25 protein-coding genes are annotated in these 24,935 nt (G+C 51.3%); 17 read left to right on the top strand and 8 right to left on the bottom strand.

Translation table 11 applies throughout. From position 1 onward, the window contains the following. The first annotated feature begins 122 nt into the window (after window positions 1-122). Window positions 123-1,481, top strand: a complete 1,359-nt coding sequence (locus ABD852_RS22425) for an acyl-CoA dehydrogenase family protein (protein ID WP_345032986.1) — start codon at window positions 123-125, stop codon at window positions 1,479-1,481. A gap of 8 nt (window positions 1,482-1,489) precedes the next feature. Here the strand turns inward: ABD852_RS22425 and ABD852_RS22420 are convergent, their stop codons facing one another. Together ABD852_RS22420 and scpC are read right to left on the bottom strand one after the other, a co-directional pair. Continuing rightward, window positions 1,490-2,257: a sialate O-acetylesterase gene (locus ABD852_RS22420; RefSeq protein WP_345032985.1), complete on the bottom strand. Its 768-nt coding sequence runs from the start codon at window positions 2,255-2,257 to the stop codon at window positions 1,490-1,492. Between the two features lie 103 nt (window positions 2,258-2,360). Then, window positions 2,361-3,845, bottom strand: coding sequence for a succinyl-CoA:acetate CoA-transferase ScpC (gene scpC, locus ABD852_RS22415; protein ID WP_345032983.1), 1,485 nt, complete (start codon window positions 3,843-3,845; stop codon window positions 2,361-2,363). Between the two features lie 305 nt (window positions 3,846-4,150). On the opposite strand from scpC, the gene ABD852_RS22410 reads away from it, so the two are divergent. The 6 genes from ABD852_RS22410 (at window position 4,151) to ABD852_RS22385 (ending at window position 9,010) form a co-directional block, all read left to right on the top strand. Further along, window positions 4,151-4,984 (top strand): lytic transglycosylase domain-containing protein, encoded by an 834-nt coding sequence (locus tag ABD852_RS22410; RefSeq protein ID WP_345032982.1) that lies wholly within the window; start codon window positions 4,151-4,153, stop codon window positions 4,982-4,984. 128 nt (window positions 4,985-5,112) lie between these two features. After that, window positions 5,113-5,400 carry a PqqD family protein gene (locus ABD852_RS22405; protein WP_345032981.1) on the top strand — a complete coding sequence of 96 codons (288 nt, stop codon included), beginning with the start codon at window positions 5,113-5,115 and terminating at the stop codon, window positions 5,398-5,400. A gap of 7 nt (window positions 5,401-5,407) precedes the next feature. After that, entirely contained in the window at window positions 5,408-5,839 is a 432-nt protein-coding gene (locus ABD852_RS22400) for a lasso peptide biosynthesis B2 protein (protein ID WP_345032980.1), read from the top strand. Between the two features lie 11 nt (window positions 5,840-5,850). Continuing rightward, window positions 5,851-6,765, top strand: a complete 915-nt coding sequence (locus ABD852_RS22395; RefSeq protein WP_345032979.1) for a serine kinase — start codon at window positions 5,851-5,853, stop codon at window positions 6,763-6,765. Then, window positions 6,762-7,883 (top strand): nucleotidyltransferase family protein, encoded by a 1,122-nt coding sequence (locus ABD852_RS22390; RefSeq protein WP_345032978.1) that lies wholly within the window; start codon window positions 6,762-6,764, stop codon window positions 7,881-7,883. The genes ABD852_RS22395 and ABD852_RS22390 overlap by 4 nt, the downstream gene beginning before the upstream one ends. A 2-nt stretch (window positions 7,884-7,885) precedes the next feature. Continuing rightward, window positions 7,886-9,010, top strand: coding sequence for a glycosyltransferase family 4 protein (locus tag ABD852_RS22385; RefSeq protein ID WP_345032977.1), 1,125 nt, complete (start codon window positions 7,886-7,888; stop codon window positions 9,008-9,010). Window positions 9,011-9,016: 6 nt separating this feature from the next. Here the strand turns inward: ABD852_RS22385 and radA are convergent, their stop codons facing one another. Next, entirely contained in the window at window positions 9,017-10,393 is a 1,377-nt protein-coding gene (gene radA / locus ABD852_RS22380) for a DNA repair protein RadA (RefSeq protein WP_345032976.1), read from the bottom strand. A gap of 570 nt (window positions 10,394-10,963) precedes the next feature. On the opposite strand from radA, the gene ABD852_RS22375 reads away from it, so the two are divergent. The 3 genes from ABD852_RS22375 to ABD852_RS22365 all read left to right on the top strand — a co-directional run bounded on the left by ABD852_RS22375 (window position 10,964) and on the right by ABD852_RS22365 (window position 13,496). Continuing rightward, entirely contained in the window at window positions 10,964-11,668 is a 705-nt protein-coding gene (locus ABD852_RS22375) for a porin family protein (protein ID WP_345032974.1), read from the top strand. 94 nt (window positions 11,669-11,762) lie between these two features. Beyond that, on the top strand, window positions 11,763-12,638 hold the full coding sequence (locus ABD852_RS22370; protein ID WP_345032973.1) for a hydroxymethylglutaryl-CoA lyase: 876 nt from the start codon (window positions 11,763-11,765) through the stop codon (window positions 12,636-12,638). A 30-nt stretch (window positions 12,639-12,668) separates the two neighbouring features. Then, complete coding sequence (locus tag ABD852_RS22365) at window positions 12,669-13,496, top strand: enoyl-CoA hydratase/isomerase family protein (protein ID WP_345032972.1); 828 nt, start codon at window positions 12,669-12,671, stop codon at window positions 13,494-13,496. 15 nt (window positions 13,497-13,511) lie between these two features. Here ABD852_RS22365 and ABD852_RS22360 read toward each other — a convergent pair whose 3' ends face one another. The 3 genes from ABD852_RS22360 to ABD852_RS22350 all read right to left on the bottom strand — a co-directional run bounded on the left by ABD852_RS22360 (window position 13,512) and on the right by ABD852_RS22350 (window position 16,559). Then, window positions 13,512-15,068: an Rne/Rng family ribonuclease gene (locus ABD852_RS22360; protein WP_345032971.1), complete on the bottom strand. Its 1,557-nt coding sequence runs from the start codon at window positions 15,066-15,068 to the stop codon at window positions 13,512-13,514. Window positions 15,069-15,377: 309 nt separating this feature from the next. Then, window positions 15,378-16,202, bottom strand: coding sequence for a tetratricopeptide repeat protein (locus tag ABD852_RS22355; protein WP_345032970.1), 825 nt, complete (start codon window positions 16,200-16,202; stop codon window positions 15,378-15,380). 57 nt (window positions 16,203-16,259) lie between these two features. Next, window positions 16,260-16,559 carry an HU family DNA-binding protein gene (locus ABD852_RS22350; RefSeq protein WP_345032968.1) on the bottom strand — a complete coding sequence of 100 codons (300 nt, stop codon included), beginning with the start codon at window positions 16,557-16,559 and terminating at the stop codon, window positions 16,260-16,262. 158 nt (window positions 16,560-16,717) lie between these two features. On the opposite strand from ABD852_RS22350, the gene mutY reads away from it, so the two are divergent. The 7 genes from mutY to ABD852_RS22315 all read left to right on the top strand — a co-directional run bounded on the left by mutY (window position 16,718) and on the right by ABD852_RS22315 (window position 22,795). Further along, window positions 16,718-17,767, top strand: coding sequence for an A/G-specific adenine glycosylase (gene mutY, locus ABD852_RS22345; RefSeq protein ID WP_345032966.1), 1,050 nt, complete (start codon window positions 16,718-16,720; stop codon window positions 17,765-17,767). 74 nt (window positions 17,768-17,841) lie between these two features. Beyond that, window positions 17,842-18,285: a single-stranded DNA-binding protein gene (locus ABD852_RS22340; protein WP_345032964.1), complete on the top strand. Its 444-nt coding sequence runs from the start codon at window positions 17,842-17,844 to the stop codon at window positions 18,283-18,285. Between the two features lie 15 nt (window positions 18,286-18,300). Further along, the gene (locus ABD852_RS22335) at window positions 18,301-19,605 is read left to right on the top strand and encodes a transporter associated domain-containing protein (RefSeq protein WP_345032962.1); all 1,305 of its coding nucleotides are present in this window, start codon (window positions 18,301-18,303) and stop codon (window positions 19,603-19,605) included. Between the two features lie 181 nt (window positions 19,606-19,786). Continuing rightward, window positions 19,787-21,259 (top strand): IMP dehydrogenase, encoded by a 1,473-nt coding sequence (guaB, locus tag ABD852_RS22330; RefSeq protein ID WP_345032960.1) that lies wholly within the window; start codon window positions 19,787-19,789, stop codon window positions 21,257-21,259. Window positions 21,260-21,295: 36 nt separating this feature from the next. Continuing rightward, the gene (locus ABD852_RS22325; protein WP_345032958.1) at window positions 21,296-21,574 is read left to right on the top strand and encodes a hypothetical protein; all 279 of its coding nucleotides are present in this window, start codon (window positions 21,296-21,298) and stop codon (window positions 21,572-21,574) included. 31 nt (window positions 21,575-21,605) lie between these two features. Further along, complete coding sequence (locus ABD852_RS22320) at window positions 21,606-22,385, top strand: TIGR00266 family protein (protein WP_345032956.1); 780 nt, start codon at window positions 21,606-21,608, stop codon at window positions 22,383-22,385. 5 nt (window positions 22,386-22,390) lie between these two features. After that, window positions 22,391-22,795: a response regulator gene (locus ABD852_RS22315; protein WP_345032954.1), complete on the top strand. Its 405-nt coding sequence runs from the start codon at window positions 22,391-22,393 to the stop codon at window positions 22,793-22,795. Between the two features lie 72 nt (window positions 22,796-22,867). Here the strand turns inward: ABD852_RS22315 and gltX are convergent, their stop codons facing one another. After that, entirely contained in the window at window positions 22,868-24,415 is a 1,548-nt protein-coding gene (gene gltX / locus ABD852_RS22310; protein ID WP_345032952.1) for a glutamate--tRNA ligase, read from the bottom strand. A 58-nt stretch (window positions 24,416-24,473) separates the two neighbouring features. After that, window positions 24,474-24,842: a Rid family detoxifying hydrolase gene (locus tag ABD852_RS22305; RefSeq protein ID WP_345032950.1), complete on the bottom strand. Its 369-nt coding sequence runs from the start codon at window positions 24,840-24,842 to the stop codon at window positions 24,474-24,476. Window positions 24,843-24,935: the final 93 nt, after the last annotated feature.

Raw genomic sequence — 24,935 nt, 5'->3', positions numbered from 1 at the left:
GTAAGCCGCCTGATGTATGTCGCACGGCCGCTTTTTCGTTTAAATTTGGATAGTACTTTAGTCCGCGGGCTACCGCTTCCTGCTTTGCCCAACGGCGTTCTTCTACTAAACCACTTCCTGTTATGAGTATTTTCCAATCTTTTTCGGGTCTCAGAAAACTAATCAAATCTCTCGATTTCAAGTCATTGCAAAGAATATCCGAAAAAGTCGACCTGCCGGCGGTCATGGAGGCGGTCTCCAAAATGAACGACGACGACCTATCGAAAATGATGAAGATGATCCAGGCCGGGGGCGGGCATAAGAAGAAAAAGCCGGAGATTAACGGCGATTTCTACAGCCTCGGTCAAACGCTCGCCCCGGATGATCATGAAGTGCTGCAAAGGGTCCGGGATTTTATGGAAACTGAAATCCGGCCTATTGCCAACGATTACTGGAACAGGGCCAAATTTCCAATGGAAATTATTCCCAAAATGGCGGCACTGAATATTTCCGGCCTTACCTACCATGGGTACGGGTGCCCCGGGAAATCCGCTCTCCTGGAAGGCTTCGTTGCTATGGAGATGGCCCGTGTAGACGCCTCAATTTCGACATTTTTCGGGGTTCACAGCGGGCTTGCCATGGGCTCTATCTACTTATGCGGCTCGGAGGAACAGAAACAGGAATGGTTGCCGCGCATGCAAAGGATGGAGCTGATCGGGGCGTTCGGGTTGACCGAGCCGGAAGTCGGGTCGGCAGTAGCAGGCGGACTTACCACCACCTGCCGGCGGGTCGGCGATGAGTGGACTATCAACGGGCAGAAAAAATGGATAGGGAACGCGACCTTTTCGGATATCACCATCATCTGGGCTCGGGACCTGGACGATCAGCAGGTAAAGGGTTTTATCGTGCGCAAGGACAATCCGGGCTTCAAAGCAGAAAAGCTTGAAGACAAAATGGCCCTGCGAACGGTGCAGAATGCGTTGATCACCATGACCGGGTGTAGAGTAAGCGAGGCCGACCGGCTCCAGAACGCCAATTCATTCAAAGACACCGCCAACGTGCTTCGCATGACGCGCGCGGGCGTTGCCTGGCAAGCCGTCGGCTGCGGCCGCGGCGCTTACGAAGCCGCGCTGAAATACACCATGGAACGCAGGCAATTCGGCAGGCCGATCGCGGGGTTCCAGCTGGTCCAGGACCTGCTGGTCACCATGCTCGGCGACCTGACTGCCATGCAAACCATGGTCTACCGTCTTTCACAGCTACAGGACGGCGGCACCATCACCGACGAGCATGCATCCCTGGCCAAGGTCTTCTGCACCTTACGGATGCGCTCCATTGTAGATCACGCCCGCGAGCTATTCGGAGGAAACGGAATTTTACTTCAATATGACATTGCCCGCTTTGTAGCTGACGCGGAGGCCATTTATTCCTACGAAGGCACCAAAGAAATCAATTCACTGATTGTCGGCAGAGCCATTACGGGAGAAAGTGCCTTTGTGTAACAGCACCCCTATTTTATCTTGAGATACTGCTCCGCGTATCGCCTCCCAAGTTCCCTGGCGGAAGGCCCGTCAAAATGGGTACCGTCACCCAAATCGGTCAGGCCGGATGAGGAGACCACGTAGATGTGATCGCCAGGAACCGGGAATCCCTCTATAATCTTATTGATATCCGCCGCCCGGGGGTTTTTCCTGACATAAAAATCCCCGAGCGTGCCGATCAGGACAGGCACTTTTTCTGCCCCGATGTCCTTTCTCAGCCTTTCAAAAAAAGCGCTGAGCTTTTGCCCGTATACTGCGGCAAGCTCCGGTGTACTGTCACCCTCCCCCTGATGCCAGAGAATGCCTTTTAACCGGCCCCGTTTTTGTGCTTCTTTTACGCGCGCCAGCATAGCATCGTAAGCATAAATACCGGTTTGCTCATGACGGCGGCCGGTAGCCCAATCGTCCAGCCGGCTGCCGCCCACCGCGCACGGGATAAGCCCTATCGGCCGTCCGGAAGCCTTACGGATCTCTTCCGCAAAAGCCAGCCCCGGTCCTATGCCCACCATCTTGGGCTTGTCGTAGTGTACCGGGTCTTTCGCTGCAGTCCAGCTATTGTCGGCCTGGATCACCCAGATGCCTTCGCGCTCAAGTACTGCGGCACTATCCAGCTTGCCCCTGCCTGCCATATTGGACTGGCCGATGAGAAGGTACAAGTCCATTTTCTTTCGCGGCGGCCTCGACTCGGACGCTGAAAAAACAGTCATCAAAACGCTGATAATCAAGACAATGTTCATAGGTTTGAGGTTTGAGGTTTGAGGTGTGAGGTGTGAGGGGTAGGGGTGTTGACCGGAGGCAGCTCACACCTCACGTCTCACACCTCATCCCTCCCTTACGGCTTTACATTCTTCCAGTTTCCTGGAGGGAACGGTGCCAGCTCAGTGCCTCTTCGAGCAAATGCGGTGTATGCCCGCCGCGTTTTACAGCTCGTTCGAAATAGGACTGCAGTCGCTCCCGGTAGTCGCGATGCACGGTGTTCTCAATAATTACCCTGGCTCGTTGCCGCGGGGACAAGCCCCTAAGGTCTGCAAGCCCTTCATCCGTTACAATAATATCGACGTCGTGCTCGGTATGATCGACGTGGGACACCATCGGGACCACGGAAGAAACCGCGCCGCCCTTCGCAACTGAAGAAGTTACAAAAATGCTAAGGTAGCTGTTTCGCGCGAAATCTTCGGACCCGCCAATTCCATTCATCATGTGTGTGCCGGTTACGTGGGTCGAGTTCACATTTCCGTAGATATCGCATTCCAGGGCCGTGTTAATGGAAATCACCCCAAGCCGCCTGATAACGCCAACTGAATTGCTGATTTCCTGAGGGCGCAAAATCAACCGGTTTTTGTACTTTCCGAAATCGCCGAACACCTTGTCATAATAGGACTCGGAAAGCGTGATGGACGAACCCGAAGCAAAATTCAGTTTTCCTGCATCAAAGAGGTCGAAAGTACTATCCTGAAGTACTTCGGAATACATGGTCAGGTCATGAAACCGGCTATCGACAAACCCGCGCAAGATAGAATTGGCTACTTTACCGATCCCGGCCTGCAAAGGCTGCAGGGATTCCTTCAATCTTCCTTTGGTAACTTCCCAGGAAAAGAAGTCCATCAGGTGGCCGGCTATTTTTGCGGTTGACGCATCACCGGATGCAGCCTCGGCGGCGCTATCCCGGATATTGGTGATGACTATTCCTTCAATTTTTTCGGGGTCAACCGGTATGGAAGGCCTTCCGATCCTGCAGTCCGGAGAAAGTATCGGAATCACCGTCCGGTTGGGATAGGTCCCGGCAGAAAAAATATCGTGTACCCCTGCTACCGAAAGCGGGACAACCGTATTGACTTCGATAATTATCCTTCGGGCAAGCTGGCAGAAAATGGCCGAGTTGCCCACTGAAGTGGTGGGCACAATGCTGCCGTCGGCAAGAATCTGGGCTGCCTCGATAATGGCGTAGTCAATCGGTGGAAAATGGCCGGCTTTGATGTATTCGGCCGTTTCGCTCAGGTGCTGGTCAATAAAAAGCACCTCGCCATCGTTAATTTTCCGCCTTAGTACCGGGTCTACCTGGAATGGAAGCCGCATGGCGAGTGCACCGGCTTCGGCCAGCTTCCCATCTGTTCCGTGTCCCAGCGACGCGCCCGTCATCAGCGTAATCTTTAATGGATGCGTCAGCGCTCTTTCCGCCACCGCCGGCAATACTTCTTTACTATCGCCCGCCTTCGTAAAGCCGCTGGTTGCAACCACCATTCCATTTTTGATACGGGACGCCGCTTCCTCCCGGGAAATAACCCGCTGAAGCAAGTCGTTGCGATGAATTCTCTCGTGTAGCATGCTTATGTGCTTAAAATCCCGCCAAAAATACCGAATACAATGTAACCACTAAAAAAAATACCGGCCACAATTTCAGCTCCACAGTTTCGTTTCCATAAAGCCGGAATCAACAAAACTTTTCTAAATCAAAATCTTCATCAGGGAAACGGTTCGGCCGAAAATACCCGAAACCGTAAAATAATTTTTATTCAAACACCCCCAGACAATAAGGCTAATTATCAGCCATTTACAAGACACGATAATAAGATTAATTATATTTCGTTATTTTTGCATCCTGAAAAATATGTTTCACGAAATAAAAATAAATGTTACGATATGCAGTTTTGATCTGTCTGTCCCTCCTGTTAATGGGACATATTAGCAAAAAAGCCATCGCCCTCATGGATGATTTGGGCGACAAGACTACGGAGGGTGGCACCGTAGCGCCGGACAGTACGCTGGCGACAGAAAAGCCACTTATTGACACCACAATGCTTGCCATTGATTTCTGCGGCGACAGAATCCCACTCAGAGAGCCGCACGTCGCCCGCCGCTATCATGCCGCGGTCAAGCACTTTAACCATCCTACCTATCAGCAGTACAAAAAGCAGGTAGCCGGTGATCTGAAGATAATTTCCAAGATTCTGAAACAATATAACCTGCCCAGGGATTTAAAATACATCCCGTTGGTAGAGAGCAATTTTACATCGTTTGCCGTTTCACCAAGGGGCGCCGTTGGCTATTGGCAGTTTATGCCGCAGACTGCGATTGCGCTAGGGCTGCGCGTCGACGAGACCATAGATGAGCGCACCGACCTGGTAAAATCGACACACGCCGCAGCGCGGTATTTGAAATGGCTGTACGGCGAAATGGGGAACTGGACGCTTGCGGCAGCAGCTTTCAATTCAGGTCCGGGCAAAATGATCAAGCAAATGGGGCTTCAAAAGAAGAATAACTTCTACCATCTGCGGCTGAATTCCGAGACTTCCAAATACGTATACAAAATTGTTGCGGTGAAAGAACTGTTCAATTCGCCGGAACGGTCCAGCAATTGGGTGGATGCAGGCTTCCTGGCCTCTCTTTCGGCCTACCACCGCAGCATTAGCCCAACCGGCAAAAACGTCCTCAACAAGACGGCGGCCGTCGCACTGGCCAATTGATTCAGTTTCTGTTTTAATAACTTCCGGTTTTAGTAACCGGTCAGAAGCCAGCTCTTTGTCGAAAGGAGCTGGCTTTTTGAAATTTCTTGTAACTTTGTCCGAACAGCTATCGCTTTACGTTTATGACCATGAACTCTTCAGACAACACTATTTACCGGCTATCTCCGCAATTGGTTGCCTCTGAAATCTCAGGAGAAACTGTTATCCTGGACTACGAAGCCGGGAAGTATTTTGGTCTTGAAGGAGTCGGCAGTTTCGTTTGGTCCCTTATACAACAGCAAGGCCAGGTTTCTACCGACGACCTGTGCGAACAGGTAATGGCGACTTACGATGTTGAAGAACAGCAATGCCGGCGCGACGTGCAGGCGCTGGTTGCCGACCTGAAAAAAAACGGGTTGATTGAACCGGTAGCCTGATTTCAATATGAACATTTTAACAGGCATAGGCAAATGGGCAAAACTCAGCAATAGCCGGAAACGCAACTGGCTGAACGCAGCTTTCGTGCTGCTGCTGATCGGCCTGGCACTGCGCCTGCTACCCTTTGCCAAATTCAAAAGCTACTATATTAAAACTACAAGCCGGTTTCCGCGCAAACCGGTAAAAGACGCGAATATCGGGGAGGTTGTCTGGGCCGTTGAAAGCGCCGCTCAGAAATTACCCATGACCCTTCTTTGCCTTCCGCAGGCCCTGGCGGTGAAATATCTCCTCGGCGTTGCTGACGACGTAGTGGTCCATATTGGTTTTAACAAAGAACCCACAAAAGATTTCCAATTCCACGCCTGGGTAGAGAAACAGGGGCAAACCGTAATCGGGAGCCTGCCTACTTATTATCAACCTCTCTGGGTTTGGAATTAACCCCCTGATCAATGTATCGGTATCGCGCCTTCAACCTTAATTTTTCTTCTGAAGTCTTTCTTTCCGAATGCACCGCAGGTACTGGTGAACAGGATGATTTTGTAATAATCCAAAAGAAATTAACGCCTCCCCCGCTCGAAACGACTAACCTTTTCCGCAAAGGCATTGTAGCGCAGAGCATTGTCGACGCCGACGGCTCTCTGTGGTTACATTGGAACGGCGTCGCTACCTTCCACGCCGTTAACGGGGCTACCCTGGAGGTAGATGTGCTGACAGATGTTCCGGACGTCTTAAGCCTTTTTACTGTTTCCGAAGCAATCGGGCTCATCCTGTTTCAGAAAGGAGATTTTTTGCTCCATGCAAGCGCCGTAGAAATTGCAGGCTCGGGCTGGATTTTTATCGGAAACCCCGGCGCCGGGAAATCAACAACCTGTGCAGCTTTTGTTACCGCCGGGTGCCCGCTTCTAAGCGACGATCTCACCGCAATCCGGTTCGATGCACGGGGAGTTCCTTTCATTATTCCGGCATACCCGCAAATTAAAATATGGGAATCCAGCGCGCGCGGTCTCGGCTATCAAACGGATACATTGACCCCGGTAACCGAAGGAACCAATAAGTTTTCGCTTCAACCGAGAAAGAACTTCCCGGTATCACCGGTTCCTTTGGAAAGGTTTATTTTTATATCTCCGTCAGAGCAGGAGAGCGGGCCGTTTAAACCCGGAAACCTTCCGACAGAGCTGATCAGGCATTTTCCGCTACCTAATCAACTATTGAACCCGGAAAACCTCAAAACATTTTTCAAACAGAGTATATTATGCGCAAAGCGTATCCCGGGAAATAAAATACCGAGACCGGACGGCTTTGAAGCGCTCAATCAATGGGTGACGGAGTGTCTGGCCAGGAAACCTTTACCCCTTCCGCAGTGAGTGAAAATAAATATTCCGTTGAACTCGGGTTCATTCTCGACATCTGTCTGCACCCGGATGTCCCTCGGCCACTCCCCGAAAAAATTGACTGGAACCGTGTCCGGGTGCTGCTCGGCAACCACGCCGTCAAACCGCTGTTTGCACACAACATCCTGGCGGGAGCAGTGGTACTCCCCGACCCGATATCGGACGAATTGAAAACTGCGCTCCGTGAATCTACCATCCAACACCTGTACCAGTCTGCACAGCTGATGAGCCTGTACAAGTACATGGCTGAAAACGGCATTCCTGCATTTCCTACCAAAGGCCCGCTGTGGTCTTACCTGTTCTACCCGGTTCCTGCCACCCGAACCTACTCGGACCTGGATTTTATTATCCCCCTCAACAAAATAACCGATGCTGTGGCATCTGTTGCGGCAAACGGCTACGAGATTGAACCCTACAGAAATTACCTGATTGAAAAAGGCAACCTGCTGGATACACTTATTGCCGAAGATACGCAACTGATGTTTTGCGGCAGGGATGCCCGGCGAAAGCTCCCGCCTGTCGAAATTCACTGGCGGGTTATTTATCAAAGGTTTGGCGACTTCTTTTTGTGGGAAGAGCTGATGCAGAACGCCGGCACTTATCAAATCAACCAGCTTCAGGTAAAAGCGCCGCGGCCTGAATACCAGCTCCTGCTATTGGTCATTCACCACGGTCTGATCGAACAGTGGTCCAAAATCAAATTTGTTGTCGACCTGGTTTTCTTTCTCAGAAAAGAGGGGGCCACGCTGGACTGGGATTTTATCCGGGCCAAAGCATCGGAAAAGGCCATCCTGAAAATTGTAACCGACAGCCTTGAGCTGGCGCGGCGTTTTGATCCGTCGGTCGTCCCCCCGAAAGCCCTTTCAAATCCGGCATATTCGCCGAAACGCGACGTTTTGCAGCCGGAACCTGTATGGGAAAAGGGGCGCAAGGAAGTTTCCACACAATCTTTGCGTATATTACTATTCAATATCAGGCATCGCGATACCTTCGTTGCGAAGATCAGCATCCTGGCGCGTCACGTCAGGTTCCTGTCCAGGATAAAATTACACCTGTACAAGCTGCTATTTTCAAAACAAAATTCTGCTTAACAATGCAAGAGAAAACCCTGGTATTTGTAGGGAACACATCTTGGGGAATGTACAACTTCCGGGAAAAGACGCTCCGGAAGCTAAAAGAGAGCGGGTACAGGGTGGTGGTCCTGGCTCCGGAAGATCATTTTTCCGAGCGGCTGCGTCAAATACCGGTCGAATTTATCCCGCTCGGGTACCTAAAAGGGAGCGGCACGAACCCGCTGACCGATTACCAGCTTTACCGGGAATTAAAGGCGCATTACGAGTCGCTAAAGCCTGAAATTGTTTTTCACTATACCGTAAAACCGAATATTTACGGATCTCTTGCCGCCCGCGCCCTAAAAATCAGGAACGTTGCGTTCGTCACCGGGCTGGGCTATGCGTTTATGCGCCGGAATCTGGTTGCCTGGCTGATCAGGAGAATGTACAATATTTCACTCCGCAAAGCCGATCAGGTGTGGTTTCTCAACCAGGACGACATTGCGGACTTCAAAAAAGAGGGCATACGGGCTGGAAATAAAACGGTGATCGTCAATGGCGAAGGGATAGACACCCGCTTTTTTGCTCCTGCTCCCGTTACCTACCAGGTTCCCGTCACCCGTTTCCTGATGGCTGCCAGAATGCTCGGGAGCAAAGGCGTCTCGGAATTTGTGGCAGCTATCGGTACGCTTAAAAAAGAAAATTTTAACGTAAAAGGAGTTTTGCTCGGCCCCGTCGACGGGGATAACAAGGATGCTATTTCCAGGGCAGATCTTGAAAACTGGGAAAACGAAGGGGCGATTACCTACCTGGGAGAAACCACTGATGTCCGGTCTTTTATAGCCGACGCCCACTGTGTGGTACTCCCGTCATACCGGGAAGGAATTCCGAGAGTATTGCTGGAAGCCGGCGCTATGGAAAGGCCATGCATTACCACCCGGGTCCCCGGTTGCAAAGAAGTAATAACACATGGCTTCAACGGCTTCCTTTGCGAGCCGCAGGACTCCGCCGACCTGGCCAGGCAAATGATCGCGTTCATCCGGTTGACGGAGGCGCAAAAACTGGAAATGGCCCAAAACGCGAGAAAAAACATTCTTGCCCGCTTTGACCAGCCACGCGTAGACCGTCACTACCTGGACGCCATCGGAGAACTACTCCTCCGGTGAGAAAGGTCAATCACCGCTTTCCAAAACAGAAAAGAGCTCTTCAAGCGCCCCTACCGCCCTGATTTCAAGGCCTTTTACCTGGTTCACAATCCCGTCTTTCAGATTGTACCTCGACAGATACATGGTTTTGAAGCCCAGTTTCGCCGCTTCGTTGATCCTCGCCTCTATCCGGTTGACAGCGCGTATTTCTCCGCCCAGCCCGACTTCGCCAACGAAACATACGTCCATCGGAATTGGCAGATCTTCGTAAGACGAATACAGCGACACCGCCACCGCGAGGTCAATGGCGGGATCTTCTACCCGGATTCCTCCGGCAACATTCAGAAAAACGTCCTGCACTCCAAATTTATAGCCGCCACGCTTCTCCAGTACCGCAAGCAGCATTTGAAGCCGCCGGTTGTCGTATCCGTTACTGGTACGCTGCGGGGTTCCATAACTGGCCACACTCACCAACGACTGTATTTCAATTTTTAAAGGCCGGTTTCCCTCCAGCACCGAACCGATGACCACACCGCTGATCGGGCGCTCACGTTGGGGAATCAGCAGCTCTGACGGATTATTAACCTGCCGCAAACCAGTGGACTGCATCTCGTAAATACCCAGCTCCGATGTATTACCGAACCGGTTCTTGCTGGTTCTCAGAATACGGTAGGCCATGTGTTTCTCTCCCTCAAACTGGATAACCGTGTCCACCATGTGCTCCAGTGTCTTAGGGCCGGCGATGGACCCGTCTTTGGTGACATGGCCGATCAGGAAAACAGGGATTCCCGTTTCTTTTGCGTACTTCATCATTTCGGCCGCCGTTTGACGAACCTGGCCGATACTACCCGGCGACGACTCGAGCTGCGGTGACTGGAGCGTCTGGATGGAATCGATGATAATGAGGTGTGGCTGGAGCTCCTCCGACTGCCTGAATATTTGCTCGGTCGAAGTCTCAGCCAGTACAAAGCAATTTTCGCCGGTCCCGGGCATACGCTCCGCCCGAAGCTTGATCTGGCTTTCGGATTCCTCGCCGGAAACGTACAAAACCCGCTGGTTTTTGAGCGACATTCCCACCTGGAGCATCAGGGTTGACTTCCCGATTCCGGGCTCACCGCCGATCAGGGTAAGCGAGCCAGGCACAATCCCACCGCCAAGCACACGGTCCAGTTCCAGGTCCCCGGTGACAAGGCGCGGCTCTTTTTCATATACAATGGCTGGAATGGACTTAGGCCTGGCAGACACATTTACAGCCTTCCAGACTGTACGCGCTCGCTCTTCCCGCGTATCCGATATTTCCTCCACCAATGAATTCCAGGCCAGGCATGAGGGACACCGTCCCAGCCATTTCGGCGCTATGTGCCCACACTCCTGGCAAACGAATACTGTTTTCTGTTTTGACATATGATTTAATGGCTATGGGCCATGAGCCGTGAGCTGTGAGCAAAAAGCCAACCCCTCACAACTCATGGCTCACTCCTTACCTGCAACATTGCAAGATAGCGAAGGCCGGTCTGCTAATTTCTGTTTTGACATATGATTTAATGGCTATGGGCCATGAGCTGTGAGCAAAAAGCCAACCCCTCACAACTCATGGCTCACACCTCACCCCTTACCTGCAACATTGCAAGATAGCGAAGGCCGGTCAGCTAATTCCCCATCAAAAAAATTAAATCTTCCATCACATTTTCGCAAGACGGTCGTTATTCAACAGCTGTGAGGCTTGAGGGGTGAGGTTTGAGCGATGAGGGGTGAGGATAGATTGTGGCTTTTTTTTGGACATCGGAGGTCGGACATCGGACATCGGACTTCCGACCTCCGATGTCCGACAACCAACTCACAGCTTGCAGCTCACAGCTCACACCTTTTTCACAAACAATAACCAGGGCTGATTTCCGATTTCTGATTTCCGATCTCCCATCCGACAACCAACTCACAGCTTGCAGCTCATAGCTCACACCTTTTTCACAAACTATGAAATCAAACCACATCATTCTATTCCTGTTAATTGCGTCTTTTTTGACCAATACAGCCGGCGCCCAGGGGAAAAAATTCACGATGGGAATCAAGGGGGGCGTCAACCTTTCGAAACTTTCGATGGGCAATTTCCTTACCACCCGTTATGACGGCCAGGGAAACCCCTATCTGGACTATGACGGCCACACCGTAAAGGATAATCTCCAGGAAAGTTTCGACAGCAAGACCGGTTGGTCCGGCGGGATTTACATGCGCTTCGGATCAGGCTTTTATGTACAGCCCGAGGTGCTGGTCTCCACCAAAGGAGGGCGATTCGACATTCAGCAAAACGACGGTCCGACTCCTACCGTCAAACAGATTGACTATAAATTCAGCAGTATTGACGTACCCTTGCTGTTCGGACTGAAAGGCGGGCCCTTCCGTGTAAACGCCGGCCCGGTAGCTATGTTTAAAATCGGGAACAACCAGAAAATAAAGGACGCTATCCGGTACTACACTACCTCACCAAATGCAATGTCGGAGGCTGTTTTCGGTTACCAGGTCGGTGCGGGCCTCGACATTTTCGGGTTGAGTCTCGATGTCAGAAGAGAAGGGACGCTATCTAATATCAATTCTTTCCAGGTAAACACCGGCGACAACAGCTCGACTGTAAAGCAAAAACTGAAATCATGGCAGATCACCCTTGGCATACGCCTGATCTGACCGCGCTCTTCGGACAGCCGTCTGTTTAATAAGCTGCGACAACCGGCCTTGCACCTTCTGCAGGAAAGTGCTACTTTAGGAGAAAGACAAGCCTATGTCAACTCCGATACACCGGCTGCACCTGGTAGAATGCCCGCGGGATGCCTGGCAGGGTATGCATGCCTTTATACCCACCGGGCTCAAAGCCCGGTATGTACAAAAACTCATCGAGACGGGTTTTGACACAATAGATGTAGGGAGTTTTGTCTCACCCAGGGCCGTGCCGCAGGTCAGCGATACCGCAAAATTACTGGCAGCCGTTTCACTCGAAAAAAGCCATTCCAGGCTATTGGCTATTGTTGCCAACCTGAAAGGTTCTGAACTGGCCTGCGAACAGGAAAAAATCAGCGACGTTGGCTACCCCTTTTCGCTGTCGGAAACCTTTCAATTGAAAAATACGAATGCAAGCATCGGACAATCCTTCAGGACCGTAGCAGACATTTATGCCTTATGCCAAAAAAAAGGGAAGGAACTGGTCGTATACCTGTCAATGGGTTTCGGAAATCCTTATGGTGATCCCTGGACCGCGGATACCGTTTTCAATTGGGTGGAAAAGCTTTCAGCGCTGGGCATAAAAAACTTTTCCCTTGCCGATACTGTCGGCCTCGCAAAGCCTGACGAAATAAGCCTTGTTTTTGAAGGAATCGCGCGCATTTTTCCTGATCTCAGGGTAGGCGCGCACTTTCACTCCCGTCCAGACGCCTGGCTGGAAAAAGTATCGGCGGCTTTTGACGCAGGATGCAGGCGCTTTGATGGTACCATTTCAGGGTTTGGCGGTTGCCCGTTTGCGCAGGATGATCTCGTCGGGAATATTGCCACCGAAAACCTGGTCTATTTCGCCCGGAAACACAAGCTGGCCCCCAACCTTAATTCCGCAGCACTGGAAGAGGCGAGGGAAATATTCCGTACGCAAATCGCCGCCAATAAATAGCGGACATCGCTCCCAAAACCAACGTAAGCCATGCAATCACCTTTTTTTGCGCCGGACACCTATACACGATTCGACCCTGCTCGCCTGCAGTACCTCAAGGTGGAAGTAAAAGATTACGTACTCACCCTTACGCTTGCCAGGCCCGGGAAGCGAAACGCTTTCAACCAGGCAATGGCTGAAGAAATTGCTTTTGTGCTGGGCTATGCCAACCAGGACACCGCCATCCGGTGCCTGGTAATCAAGGCCGAAGGGCCTGTTTTCTGCGCCGGGGCTGATCTGAATGCCTTCCTGGACGCAGGTGTGCAGCGATCAATTCCTGCCCCGCAGCGGAAAGTCAATCTCGGCGAAGCCTTTGCTTTTACCTACAAACCTTCAATCGCCCAAATTGAAGGGCCGGTATTAGCCGGCGGGTTTCTGATCCTGGCGGGAGCGACCTTTGCCTATGCTACTCCTGAGGTACATTTTTCCTTGCCCGAGGTTAAAAGAGGAATCTGGCCGATGCAGGTTATGGCATCGCTTTCCAGGCGGGTACCGGAAAGAAAGATAATGGAAATGTGCATGACAGGCCGGTTGTACACCTCTGCCGAGGCGCATCAGATGGGGCTGCTTTCAGACGTGATAAACGCGGGCTCCATACAGGAAAAGGTAAGCGAACTGGCCGGGCAACTTGCAGCCAGTGCCCCCCTGGCTATTTCCAGCGGGATGCGGGCTTTCCAGGCCATGCATACGCACAACAATCAGGCAACCCTTTACAGGATGCTGCAGGAAGAACTTGAAAAACTACTGCAATCCGAGGACGCTGCCGAAGGAATTCATGCTTTTAAGGAAAAGCGGCACGCCGTCTGGAAAAACAGGTAAGGCCGGGGCAGCACGCTAACCCACCAACTCCATCTCCTCGCCGAAACGGTTGTGGAATTTAAATTCCGTTATGCCGATTGCGCTGTCCGGAATAAGCGTAACCCAGGTCTTGTACTTGAAAAGCCACCTCATTTGCTCGGAAATGAAGCCTTTTGTAAAATAAGCGTGAAGATAAGGATGCAGTACAATACTGACGGCCCTTTCGTTCTGCTTGGTAAGTATGTAATCCAGGTGGCTTTCAATTGAATCCGTCACCAGGATACTCGCCTGGATGTTCCCGGTGCCGTTGCAGGTCGGGCAGGTTTCGCGGGTCACCACGTTGAGTTCCGGGCGTACACGCTGGCGGGTGATTTGCATCAACCCGAATTTTGATAACGGAAGAATTGTAAACTTCGAACGTTCCGACCGCATGACCTCCCGCATGGTTTCATACACGGTCTTGCGGTTCTCGGCCTTCTTCATGTCAATGAAGTCGACCACTATAATACCGCCCATATCACGCAGCCGCAATTGCCGGGCAATTTCCTTGGCCGCTTCTATGTTGACACTAAGTGCAGTTGCCTCCTGGTCCTCTTCGGAGTTGGACTTGTTCCCGCTGTTCACGTCAATCACATGAAGCGCTTCCGTATGCTCTACGATCAGGTAACCGCCGCCGGGAAGGCTTACAGAGCGCCCGAAAAGTGATTTAATCTGCTTTTCAAGCCCGAACTGTTCAAAAATTTTGGTTTTTCCGGAATACAGCTTGACGATATTCTCCTTTTCCGGCGCAATGGTACGGATAAACGACTTGGTATCTTCGTAGACCTCCTTGGAATCAAGCGTAATGCTGTCGAAAGACTCGTTCAGCATATCCCGGAGAATCGAAGAAGTACGATTCATCTCACCAATTATCCTTTCTCTCGGACGGGCGTCGCGAAGCAGCTTCATCCCCTGTTCCCATTTGTCGAGGCAATTCTGCAGATCGCGGTTCAGCTCATCCACATCATGTCCCTGGGCAACTGTCCGGACAATCACACCGAAATTCGGCGGCTTAATGGAGGACATCAGCCGTTGAAGCCGCTGCCGCTCCTGTCTTTCCGTAATCTTTTTGGAGAGGTTTACAGAATCTCCGAAGGGAACCAGTACGATGTATCGTCCTGCGATGGAAATATCACAGGACAAACGGGGACCTTTGGTTGAAATCGGCTCTTTGACAATCTGGACAAGAATAGGCTGCCCTTTGGTCAGCACCTTGTCAATCTTGCCCTGCTTATCGATGTCGGGTTCTATCCGGACATCCTTCAGGCTTCCCGTATTGGCCCTTTTGGCAATAACATCCTTTGTATACTGGTTGAGGGAATTAATCTTTGGGCCAAGATCAAGATAATGCAAAAACGCATCCTTTTCGTAGCCTACGTCTACGAATGCTGCATTCAAACCTGCCACCAGCTTTTTCACGGTACCGAGGTAAATATCCCCTACTGTGAAACTCTGGTTGGACGATTCTACATGATATTCAAGAAGCCGTTTATTCTGCAGAAGGGCAATACGCTCGCCCTTTTCGGTAGAATTTATTACTAATTCGTTACTCAATGCTAGCCAGATACATGGTGTAAATAGTTGAGAACACGTAGGCCGCCATACAGTGGAAATACGGGAGAAACGTCTACCCTGCCTTCAGATTAGACGAAACTCCCCCTCACTGACGAAGACAAAACACAGCGAAGCTAATTACTTCTTCTTGTGTCTGTTTTTTCTCAGGCGTTTTTTTCTCTTGTGCGTAGCAATTTTGTGACGCTTTCTTTTTTTACCGCAAGGCATAATATTAATACGTTTAATTGTTTTTACTTAATCTTCCGACAAAACGGGCCTGCCTTTAAACAGGCAACTCCCAGCATTTGCCTATAATCTTTCTTCCAGCTCGGCAATCGCCTTCTGGATAATGGGATCCTTCTCCTTGTTTTTGACTTCTTTTAAAAGCTTTTGCGCCTCATCAGGCTTACCGGTCTCCAAAAGACTCACCGCGAGATAAAACTTCGCTTTTACGTTGTCCGGGTTGTTTGCAATAATCTGGCTGAAACGTTGAACCGCCCGGCCGTACTGATTGGAACGGATTGACAAAATCCCCATATTAAACAGAGCGACTTCATTGGTGGGATCCTGATCCAGGATTTCACGCAACATCGTGATGCCCTGCATCGGGTTTTCCGTATTCACATAGGTCATCGCCATATTCGCCTTGGCCAACGTATAGTTCGGGTTGAGCTCCAGCGCTTTTTGATAAAAAAAACGCGTTTTCTCTCCCAATTTAGCAGCTTTCTCTCCCGCGACCGCAAATGTGTACGCTTCATAATAACGATCCCCGGCACGCAGGTAGTTGGCCGCAGAAGCGTCAACCACCGCAGCTTTTTCGGCGTAAACCGCTGCGCTGTCGAACTTTTGAAACTTAAAAAAGGCATCCGAAACAGCTGCAAGCTTATTTGCATCCGCCTCTGACCCCTTTTTCAAATCTTCAACCACTTTCAGCTGTTCCGGCTGAAGCGACTGTGCTCCATGCTGACTCATCGCTTCAGCCTCTGAAGACTTCGACGAAGAATCGGTACTTTCCTCTATTTTCCCGGCAGAAACCTCCTTCGACTGGCTGGATACTACTCCCTTGGGCAGGCTGTATAACAAACCTACCAATCCAACGGAAAGTATTACCACCAAAAGGGTTGTTTTATTCATTGGGTATTGAAAATAGTGACTACCTTTTCTACATTTCCCGGCACCGGGCCAGCCTGGTTACAACTGCGCCTTCAGCTCCTCGCTCTCTTTCACCTGCTCGATGAAAACCTTGGCCGGCTTAAAACTCGGTACGAAATGCTCATCAATAATAATTGTACTTTTCAGCGAGATGTTTCTTGCCACTTTCCTTGCGCGCTTCTTGTTGATGAAACTCCCAAAGCCACGAACATAAATATTCTCACCTGCAGCAAGCGTGTCTTTAATCACTGTAAAAAAAGACTCAAGTGTCTGCTGAACATCAACCTTCTCTACACCGGTTTTTTCCGATATTTGAGCTATTACTTCTGCTTTAGTCACTTTATACTAACTTTTTAGATAAACTATTACTGATTACTTATTTTTAGGTTCAAATTTGAAAACACAAAGTTACATCTTTTTCATCAAGTTAAAAAGTTGAATCCGCTAACATTTTTCTGTTACAGCCTGATACCCCGCGGGATCAGACTGAGCCGCCTATGAACACCCAAGCAACTCTCACCGCTCATTTTGGATATAAACTAGTTGACTGGTACCAGAGCAATAGCCGGGACCTCCCCTGGCGGCGCACCCGCGATCCCTACCCGATCTGGCTTTCCGAAGTAATCCTCCAGCAAACACGGGTGGTCCAGGGCCGCCCGTATTACGAGCGCTTCATGCAAGCCTTTCCCGATATTCATGCCCTTGCCGCCGCCTCAGAAAAGGAAGTGCTCGCCCTGTGGCAAGGCCTGGGGTACTATTCCAGGGCCAGGAACATGCATGCCACCGCCCGGACGATCGTGCTGGAGTACGGCGGAAAGTTTCCTGCCAGCTACCGGGAACTGATCGGGCTCAGGGGTGTCGGCGATTATACCGCGTCGGCAATCGCTTCCTTTGCCTTCGATGAGCAAACCCCCGTCGTGGATGGAAACGTCTTTCGCGTGTTGTCCAGGTACTACGGCATATTCGAAGACATCGCCAACCCGGCCTCAAGAAATTTATTCAAAAAAGCCGCCGCGATGGCCATGCCGCCCGGGCAGGCGGCCACTTTCAACCAGGCTATAATGGAATTCGGCGCGCTGCAGTGCACGCCCGTTTCTCCGCTCTGCCCGAGCTGCCCGGTTAACAGTACCTGCTATGCATTTCGTCATGAAGCACAAAGCATGCTGCCCGTAAAAAACAAGAAAACACAGGTAAAAGAGCGCCATATCCATTACGTGGTATTGTGCAGAAACGGCAGCATCGCGATGAAAGAACGCACCGGAAAGGATATCTGGGAAGGGCTTTTCGACTTCCTCGAAGTAGAGGCGGGAGCCGCACCCGACTGGCCGGCGGTGCTTCCTGAAGACCTTGCCCGGTTCTCGCCCACCCCGGTTTCGGGCCCGGCAAAGCACCTTTTAACGCATCGCCGCCTTCTGATTTCCTTTTCCATGCTCGAACTCCCGGAAACCGTGTCACTGCCGGCGGAATTGCAATGGTATACGCCCGGCGAAATAAAAGAGCTCCCAAAGCCGCTCCCCATTAACCGGTTTCTGAAGGATTTTTTGTAACTTTAACTCTTTAACACTTGAATACCGTGCATTTGCGGACAGCAGTATTTTAACTTGCAACCCCAATCAGCGAAATGGCAGGAGTTAACAAAGTAATTCTGATCGGCAACCTCGGCGCAGACCCCGAGGTCAGGCATCTCCCGAGCGGGTCGATGGTGGCTAATTTTAACATCGCCACTTCCGAAAGCTATACCAATAAAAACGGCGAACGCATCGAGCAGACCGAATGGCACAGGATTGAGCTTTGGGATCGCCTTGCTCAAATTGCAGAACAGCATCTGAAAAAGGGAAACCAGGTTTATATTGAAGGGCGCCTGCGCACCGAAAACTGGACGGACAAAGACGGGAACCCGCGCAGCCGGGTAGCGATAAGAGGTGACAGCATGACCCTTCTGGGAAAACCGAACTCGCCCCAGGCCGACCCGCCGAGTGCCGCCAGGGTTGCGCCGCCGGAACGGTCGTCTGAAGTTCCCCCGGCTATTGCTGCCCAGGACGATGATGATGATTTGCCTTTTTAAAAAATAACCAATTTCGTGGAAGATTTACCTGATGGTGAAGAGGGAGACCCCCGAACGGGCTCCCGGCTATTCAACCCGCATTCAACTCTTAACTCTTTTTCGCCGCTGCTCTTATTAGCAGCGGGCATTTTCCCGGGCTTCATTCTTATTATTGCGCTCCTGGTGGTTGCGTTGGTTTGTTCCGCACTAAGAGCCTGCCTTTCCGCTTATGCCGCCCTGGAAACTCCCTGGAGAAAAAAAATTCACCAAAAAACTCCGGACCGGCACGGGCGATTCGCGCTGCTGCTGATCCAGCACTTTTGTATGCTGCTGGCCTTCATCCTTGCAGCAAACACTTTTATAGCGGAACTGACAGACCTGGAAACCGCCCGTTACTGCTTCCTGGCGCTGGTGGCGATCTGGCTGGTCGCCGACGCCATATCCAGATGGTACGCCAGTAAATATGCTGCGGACCTGCCGGAACGATTTCTTTCACTGGTTATCCCGGTGCTGGATGTATTAAGCCCAATAGGGCGTATTTTCCTCAGGATCGCCACTACCCTGAGAATTTACCGCAAAGACAAGCACCAACCGGTAACGCCCCTTCCGGACAGCGCCGAATCCGATACCCTTGAAGAAAAAGAACTGTTGCTCGGGGTCGCGGCCATGGGCAAAACTACCGCGCGGGAGGCCATGGTTTCGAAGTCCGGCATGAGGGCATTCAGCAACGAGCTGGATTTCCATGAATTGATGGACCTCGTGAACAAGTTCGGCTATTCCAGGGTACCCGTGTACCGGCACAACCTGGACGATATAGAAGGTATTCTCTACATCAAAGACCTGCTGCCGTACGTCCGACAGGATGAAAATTACAACTGGCAGAAGCTCATCAGGAAACCCTATCTTATCCCTGAAACCAAACGGCTTGACAGTCTCCTTGAAGAGTTCCAGGAAAGACGTGTACACATGGCGATCGTCATCGACGAGTACGGAACCACACGCGGACTGATAACGCTCGAAGACATTATAGAGGAGATATTCGGCGACATCAATGACGAGCATGACGACGAAGACGAAAGCAATTTTGTACAATTGGACGCTCATAATTTTGTCTTCGAAGGACAGGCTCTCCTCAATGACGTGATCAGGGCCCTCGAACTCGAAAGCGACTACTTTTCGGAGCTGCGCACCGAAAGCGAAACGCTGGCGGGCCTGATCCTGGAGCTCTTCACCCGGGTTCCGAGAATTGGCGAAGAAACCGTATGCAAAGACCTCACTTTCAAAATATTGTCAGCCAACAAACGCCAGGTAAAAAAAATCAGGGTTACGCTCCCCGGGTGAGATTACGTTTCTTTTGAGCCGGTCGCCGCAGGGTATCACTATCGATGCCCGGATACAAGGCGCTGAACCTCGGCCCCTCCCCTTTCGGAAAAAACTTTACTTTTTTCCGAAACCCCGCGCATTTAGTTTTCAACTTTTTATACTAAATTTGCCTTGCAAATAAACGACCGGATTATTTGCTATGATTTCAAGCTCCAACAAAGTGCTTTTCGAAGCGCTTACCTACGACGACGTTCTTCTTCTGCCAGGTTATTCAGAAGTTCTCCCCAGAGAAACCAGCACCAAAACCAGGCTCACCAGAAACATAGAGCTCAATCTTCCTTTCGTTTCGGCGGCGATGGATACCGTTACCGAATATGAACTGGCTATTGCCATGGCCCAGGAAGGCGGGATCGGTGTCATCCACAAGAACATGTCGCTTGAAAAGCAGGCAGAACAGGTCAGGAAAGTAAAACGCTCAGAAAGCGGCATGATTCTTGACCCCATCACCTTGCAGGAAAATGCGGTACTTGCGGATGCGCACCAGATTATGCGCGAGTTCAAGATCGGTGGGATACCGGTGGTAGACGGGAACAGAAAGCTGATCGGCATTCTAACCAACCGGGACCTGCGTTTTGAGAGAAACGGCAATCGCCCCGTGCGGGAAATTATGACCCGCGACAACCTTGTGACCGCGCAGGAAGGCATTACGCTGGACGAAGCGGAAACTATTTTGCAGGAATACAAAATTGAGAAGCTTCCGATCGTAGACAAAGACTACAAGCTCACGGGCCTGATCACTTACCGGGACATCATGAAGCGCAAATCTCATCCGAACGCCTCGAAAGATGCCTACGGAAGGCTGCGGGTGGGTGCGGCGCTCGGCGTTACGCCGGATATGCTGCAGCGGGCCGATGCGCTTATCAAAGCCGGTGTAGATGTTATCAGCCTCGACACGGCACATGGACACTCCAAAGGGGTGATAGATGCGGTAAAAGCTTTCAAAGCTCACTTTTCTACCGTTGATCTGATAGCGGGCAACATCGCAACCGGCGAGGCCGCCATTGCGCTTGCCAACGCCGGCGCCGATGCCGTAAAGGTCGGCGTAGGCCCCGGAAGTATCTGCACGACGCGTATCATCGCCGGTATCGGGGTTCCCCAATTGTCGGCGGTTATTTCAGCAGCTGAAGCACTTCAAAACCGGGATATCCCGGTAATAGCAGACGGCGGTATCCGGTTCTCCGGCGACGTAACCAAGGCGCTTGCCGGCGGCGCGCACACGGTGATGATAGGCTCGATGCTTGCCGGCACGGACGAAGCCCCCGGCGAAATTGTTATCTATGAAGGCCGTAAGTTTAAGGTCTACCGCGGAATGGGCTCGCTCGAGGCAATGGAAGAAGGTTCGAAAGACCGGTATTTCCAGGACGCCGAAGACGACATTAAAAAGCTCGTACCGGAAGGAATTGTAGGGCGCGTTCCTTTCAAAGGAAAAGTTGCCGAAATACTTTACCAGATGAACGGTGGTCTGAAAGCCGGTATGGGATACTGCGGCGCTGCCAATGTACAGGAGCTGTGGCAGGCGAAATTTATCAAAATAACCTCTGCAGGGGTAAAGGAAAGCCATCCGCATGATATCATGATCCAGAAGGAGGCCCCCAATTACTCCACCCGTTAATTGTACTTAACCCGGACGTTCCGTCCTGCACGCAACATGGCGAAGAGAAAATCCACCGCATCAGGCAAGAAAGGAGCCGAACTTCCGAAAGTTCATAAAGAGCTGGACGGATTTGACATCAAGATCAACTCTTTTGGCGAAATTACGTCAACTTTCGACATGGATAAGATCAATGAGTTTTTGAACCGCCATGTCGAAGACAAGAAGCTGAAAGACCGGGAAGACCTACCGGGCGTGAAAGACGACGAGGAGCTGCCGGACGAAGACGCTCCGTTTGATATTTTTGATGAAAAATCGACGGGAGAAGAAGAATAATAACTGTTAACAGCCAAAACCGCTCCTTTTTATGAGGTCCCATGAAATTGATTACCAGATTACAGGAGGCGATATCCAGATCGTCGAAATAGAGCTTGACCCCCGCGAAACGGTAATTGCGGAAGCCGGCGCCATGCTGTTTATGGAAGACGGCATCCAGTTCGAAACCAAAATGGGCGACGGATCGGAGGCCAACCAGAGTATTCTCGGCAAAGTATTCAGCGCCGGAAGCCGGTTGCTTACCGGTGAGTCGTTGTTCATGACGCATTTTACCAACCAGGGCGCCGGGAAAAAGAAGGTTGCCTTTGCTGCTCCTTATCCGGGCACGATAATCCCCGTTGACCTGGCACAGATCTACGGCAACGAGTTGATTGTTCAGAAAGACGGTTTCCTTTGCGCCGCGTTCGGAACCAGTATGAAGGTACATTTCAACAAACGTTTCGGTTCCGGGCTTTTCGGCGGAGAAGGATTTATACTTCAGAAGCTGAGCGGCGACGGGTTAGCCTTTATTCATGCGGGCGGCGTGGTGATCGAGCGCCAGCTCAACAATGAGACGCTCCGGGTTGATACCGGTTGTGTGGTAGCGTTTGAACCTTCCCTCAGTTTCGACATTCAAAGGTCCGGAAACCTGAAATCCATGGTCTTCGGCGGCGAAGGCATGTTTCTTGCCACCTTGCGCGGAACGGGCAAATGCTGGATACAATCCATGCCTATTTCCAAACTGGTTCAGCGCCTTTCTACGGGCGGTCCCAATGCCAACAAGGAAAGCGGCTCGGTCATCGGGCGTTTCGGAAGCCTGTTTGAAGAATAAAAGCTATGCCCGCTCATGTTATTCCGCAGTGCGTCATGCTGATCGACGACGACCCCGATGATAATTTTTTACACCGGCTGGTAATTCAGGATACCGGGCTTTCTCCGGAAATACTGGTTGCTGAAAGTGGAGAAAAGGCCCTGAACTATTTTAAGGACAACCATGCCGGCGCATTTCGCAGACCGGACATTATTTTCCTGGATATCAATATGCCGGGCATGAGCGGTTTCGATTTTCTGGAAAAGTACAAGGCGCTCCCTGCGGAGGTACACGCGCAAACCAAGGTGGTGATGCTATCTACGTCGTCGCTACCGAAGGACCAGCAAAAGGCATCCAGTATCTGGGAGCATGTCTACTATCACACCAAACCGCTTACGGAGAAGATTCTCTACGAGGTGATAGGTGCATAAAACCACATCCAACAAAAAAACAGCAGCCCGGAAGAATGGCTGCTGTTTTTTTGTTGCCTGCACAATCAATTATTAATCAATTACAGGCAGGCGTTCAATCGCGGCATCGAGGCGCTTCACCGTTTCGTCACGGCCCAGCACTTCTATAATCAGCATCAGGTCCGGACCTGCTCCCTTCCCGGTAATGGCCAGGCGGAGGCTTTGCATGACCTTTCCCATTTTTATCCCCAGGGATTCAAGGACGTCATGCAGCAGGTTTTTTGCTTCTTCGGCATTGACCTCCGGCGACGCGCCCGCAAGCGCTACCTTAAATGCTTCAATACCCCGAACCGCTTCCGAAGTCCACTTTTTTGACGCCACTTCCGTCTCGTAAGATTCGGGGGCGATCAGCAAACCAGTTGATTCCGAAACAATTTCATGCACAAAGGTCACCCGTTCTTTAAACAGACGTACAAATTTCGGAACCAGCGCTTCGTCGAGGCCGGCCGCCCTGTTTTTCGCGTCTTGTATTACCAGTCCGCCCAGCTTCTCGTCGGCCATCATCCGGATGTATTGCTGGTTGTACCACCTGGCTTTCTGAATGTCAAAACGTGCGCCGGCCTTATTCATCCTTTCCAGGCTAAAAGCCTGGATCAGCTCGTCAATCGAAAACAGCTCCTGTTCAGTACCGGGATTCCAGCCGAGAAAAGCCAGGAAGTTAGCCATTGCATCAGGCAAATAACCCTCTTCCCTAAACCCGATAGCCTTCTGGCCGGTCACCGGGTCCGTCCACGAAAGCGGAATCCTTGGAAAATCTCCGATGCCGGCGTCGCGTTTGGAAAGCTTGCCGTTGCCATCCGGGTTCAATACCAACGAAATATGGGCGAAACGCGGCATGGTAGCTTCCCAGCCCAGATAGCGGTAAAGAAGCACGTGGATAGGCGCGGATGGTAGCCATTCTTCACCCCGGATAACATGACTGATTTCCATCAGGTGGTCGTCGACTACGCTGGCAAGGTGATAGGTGGGCATTCCGTCCGATTTCAGGAGCACCTTATCATCCAGTTCTGTTGCGTGCCAGGACACCCAACCCCGCACCATATCATTCAGCCTTACCTCGTCGCGGGGATTCAGCTTGATCCGTATCACGTGGGCATCCCCCGCTGCAAGCCTGCGCGCCGTTTCTTCAGGAGACAACGTAAGCGAATTTTTCATCTTCATACGCGTCACCGCGTTGTACTGCGCCGTGGCCACCTGGGCAGCCTCCAGCTCCTTCCGCATCGACTCCAGCTCTTCCGCGGTATCAAATGCATAATAGGCCTTGCCTTCCTTTACGAGCCGCTCCGCATACTCCCGGTAGATGGGCTTTCGTTCCGACTGGCGGTAAGGCGCATGCGGCCCCAAATCCTTGCCGCCCTTCACGATCCCTTCATCTATTTCGATCCCCATCCATTCGAGGGCGTCGAGGATATAAGCTTCTGCTCCGGGCACAAAACGGGTCTGGTCCGTATCTTCAATTCTGAGCAACATTTTACCGCCATGCTTTCTGGCCAGCAGGTAATTATAGAGCGCGGTGCGCACTCCGCCAATATGCAATGACCCCGTAGGACTCGGAGCAAAACGGACACGTACTTTATCCATTATCAATTAATTCTGTAATACTAACCGGCTGTTTCGACCAGCTTCGTTTGGGGGGAAGTTATTTTACGGCAACTACTGAAATTTCAACATTTACATCTTTTGGCAAACGGGCTACCTGCACCGTTTCGCGGGCCGGGGGGTTTTCGGAGAAATAAGTTCCGTAGGCTTCGTTCACTTTCCCGAAGTCATTCATATCCTTCAGGAAAATACTGCTTTTCACAACATGTGAATAGTTGAGCCCGGCCGCTTTCAGGATATGCCCGATGTTCTGTAGTATCGCATGGGTTTCCGCGCTGATATCGCCTTTCCCGGCGATTTCCAGCGCAATCTGGCCCGACACGTATAGGGTATCATTCACCAGAACAGCCTGGCTGTACGGCCCAATGGGCATGGGCGCCTTGTCTGAATATATAATGCGTTTCGCCATTTTTATGGATGGTTTAACCGGGCTGGGCCGGGTATCACTGAGCTGCAAAGCTACCCAAAAAACAGGAGCAAGTGGTAGCGGTGGAAACCAAAT

The organism is Ravibacter arvi, from assembly GCF_039540405.1.
Taxonomy (GTDB): domain Bacteria; phylum Bacteroidota; class Bacteroidia; order Cytophagales; family Spirosomataceae; genus Ravibacter; species Ravibacter arvi.
The sequence above is the reverse complement of the archived record's forward strand: the minus strand, read 5'-3'. Positions and strand labels throughout refer to the sequence as shown.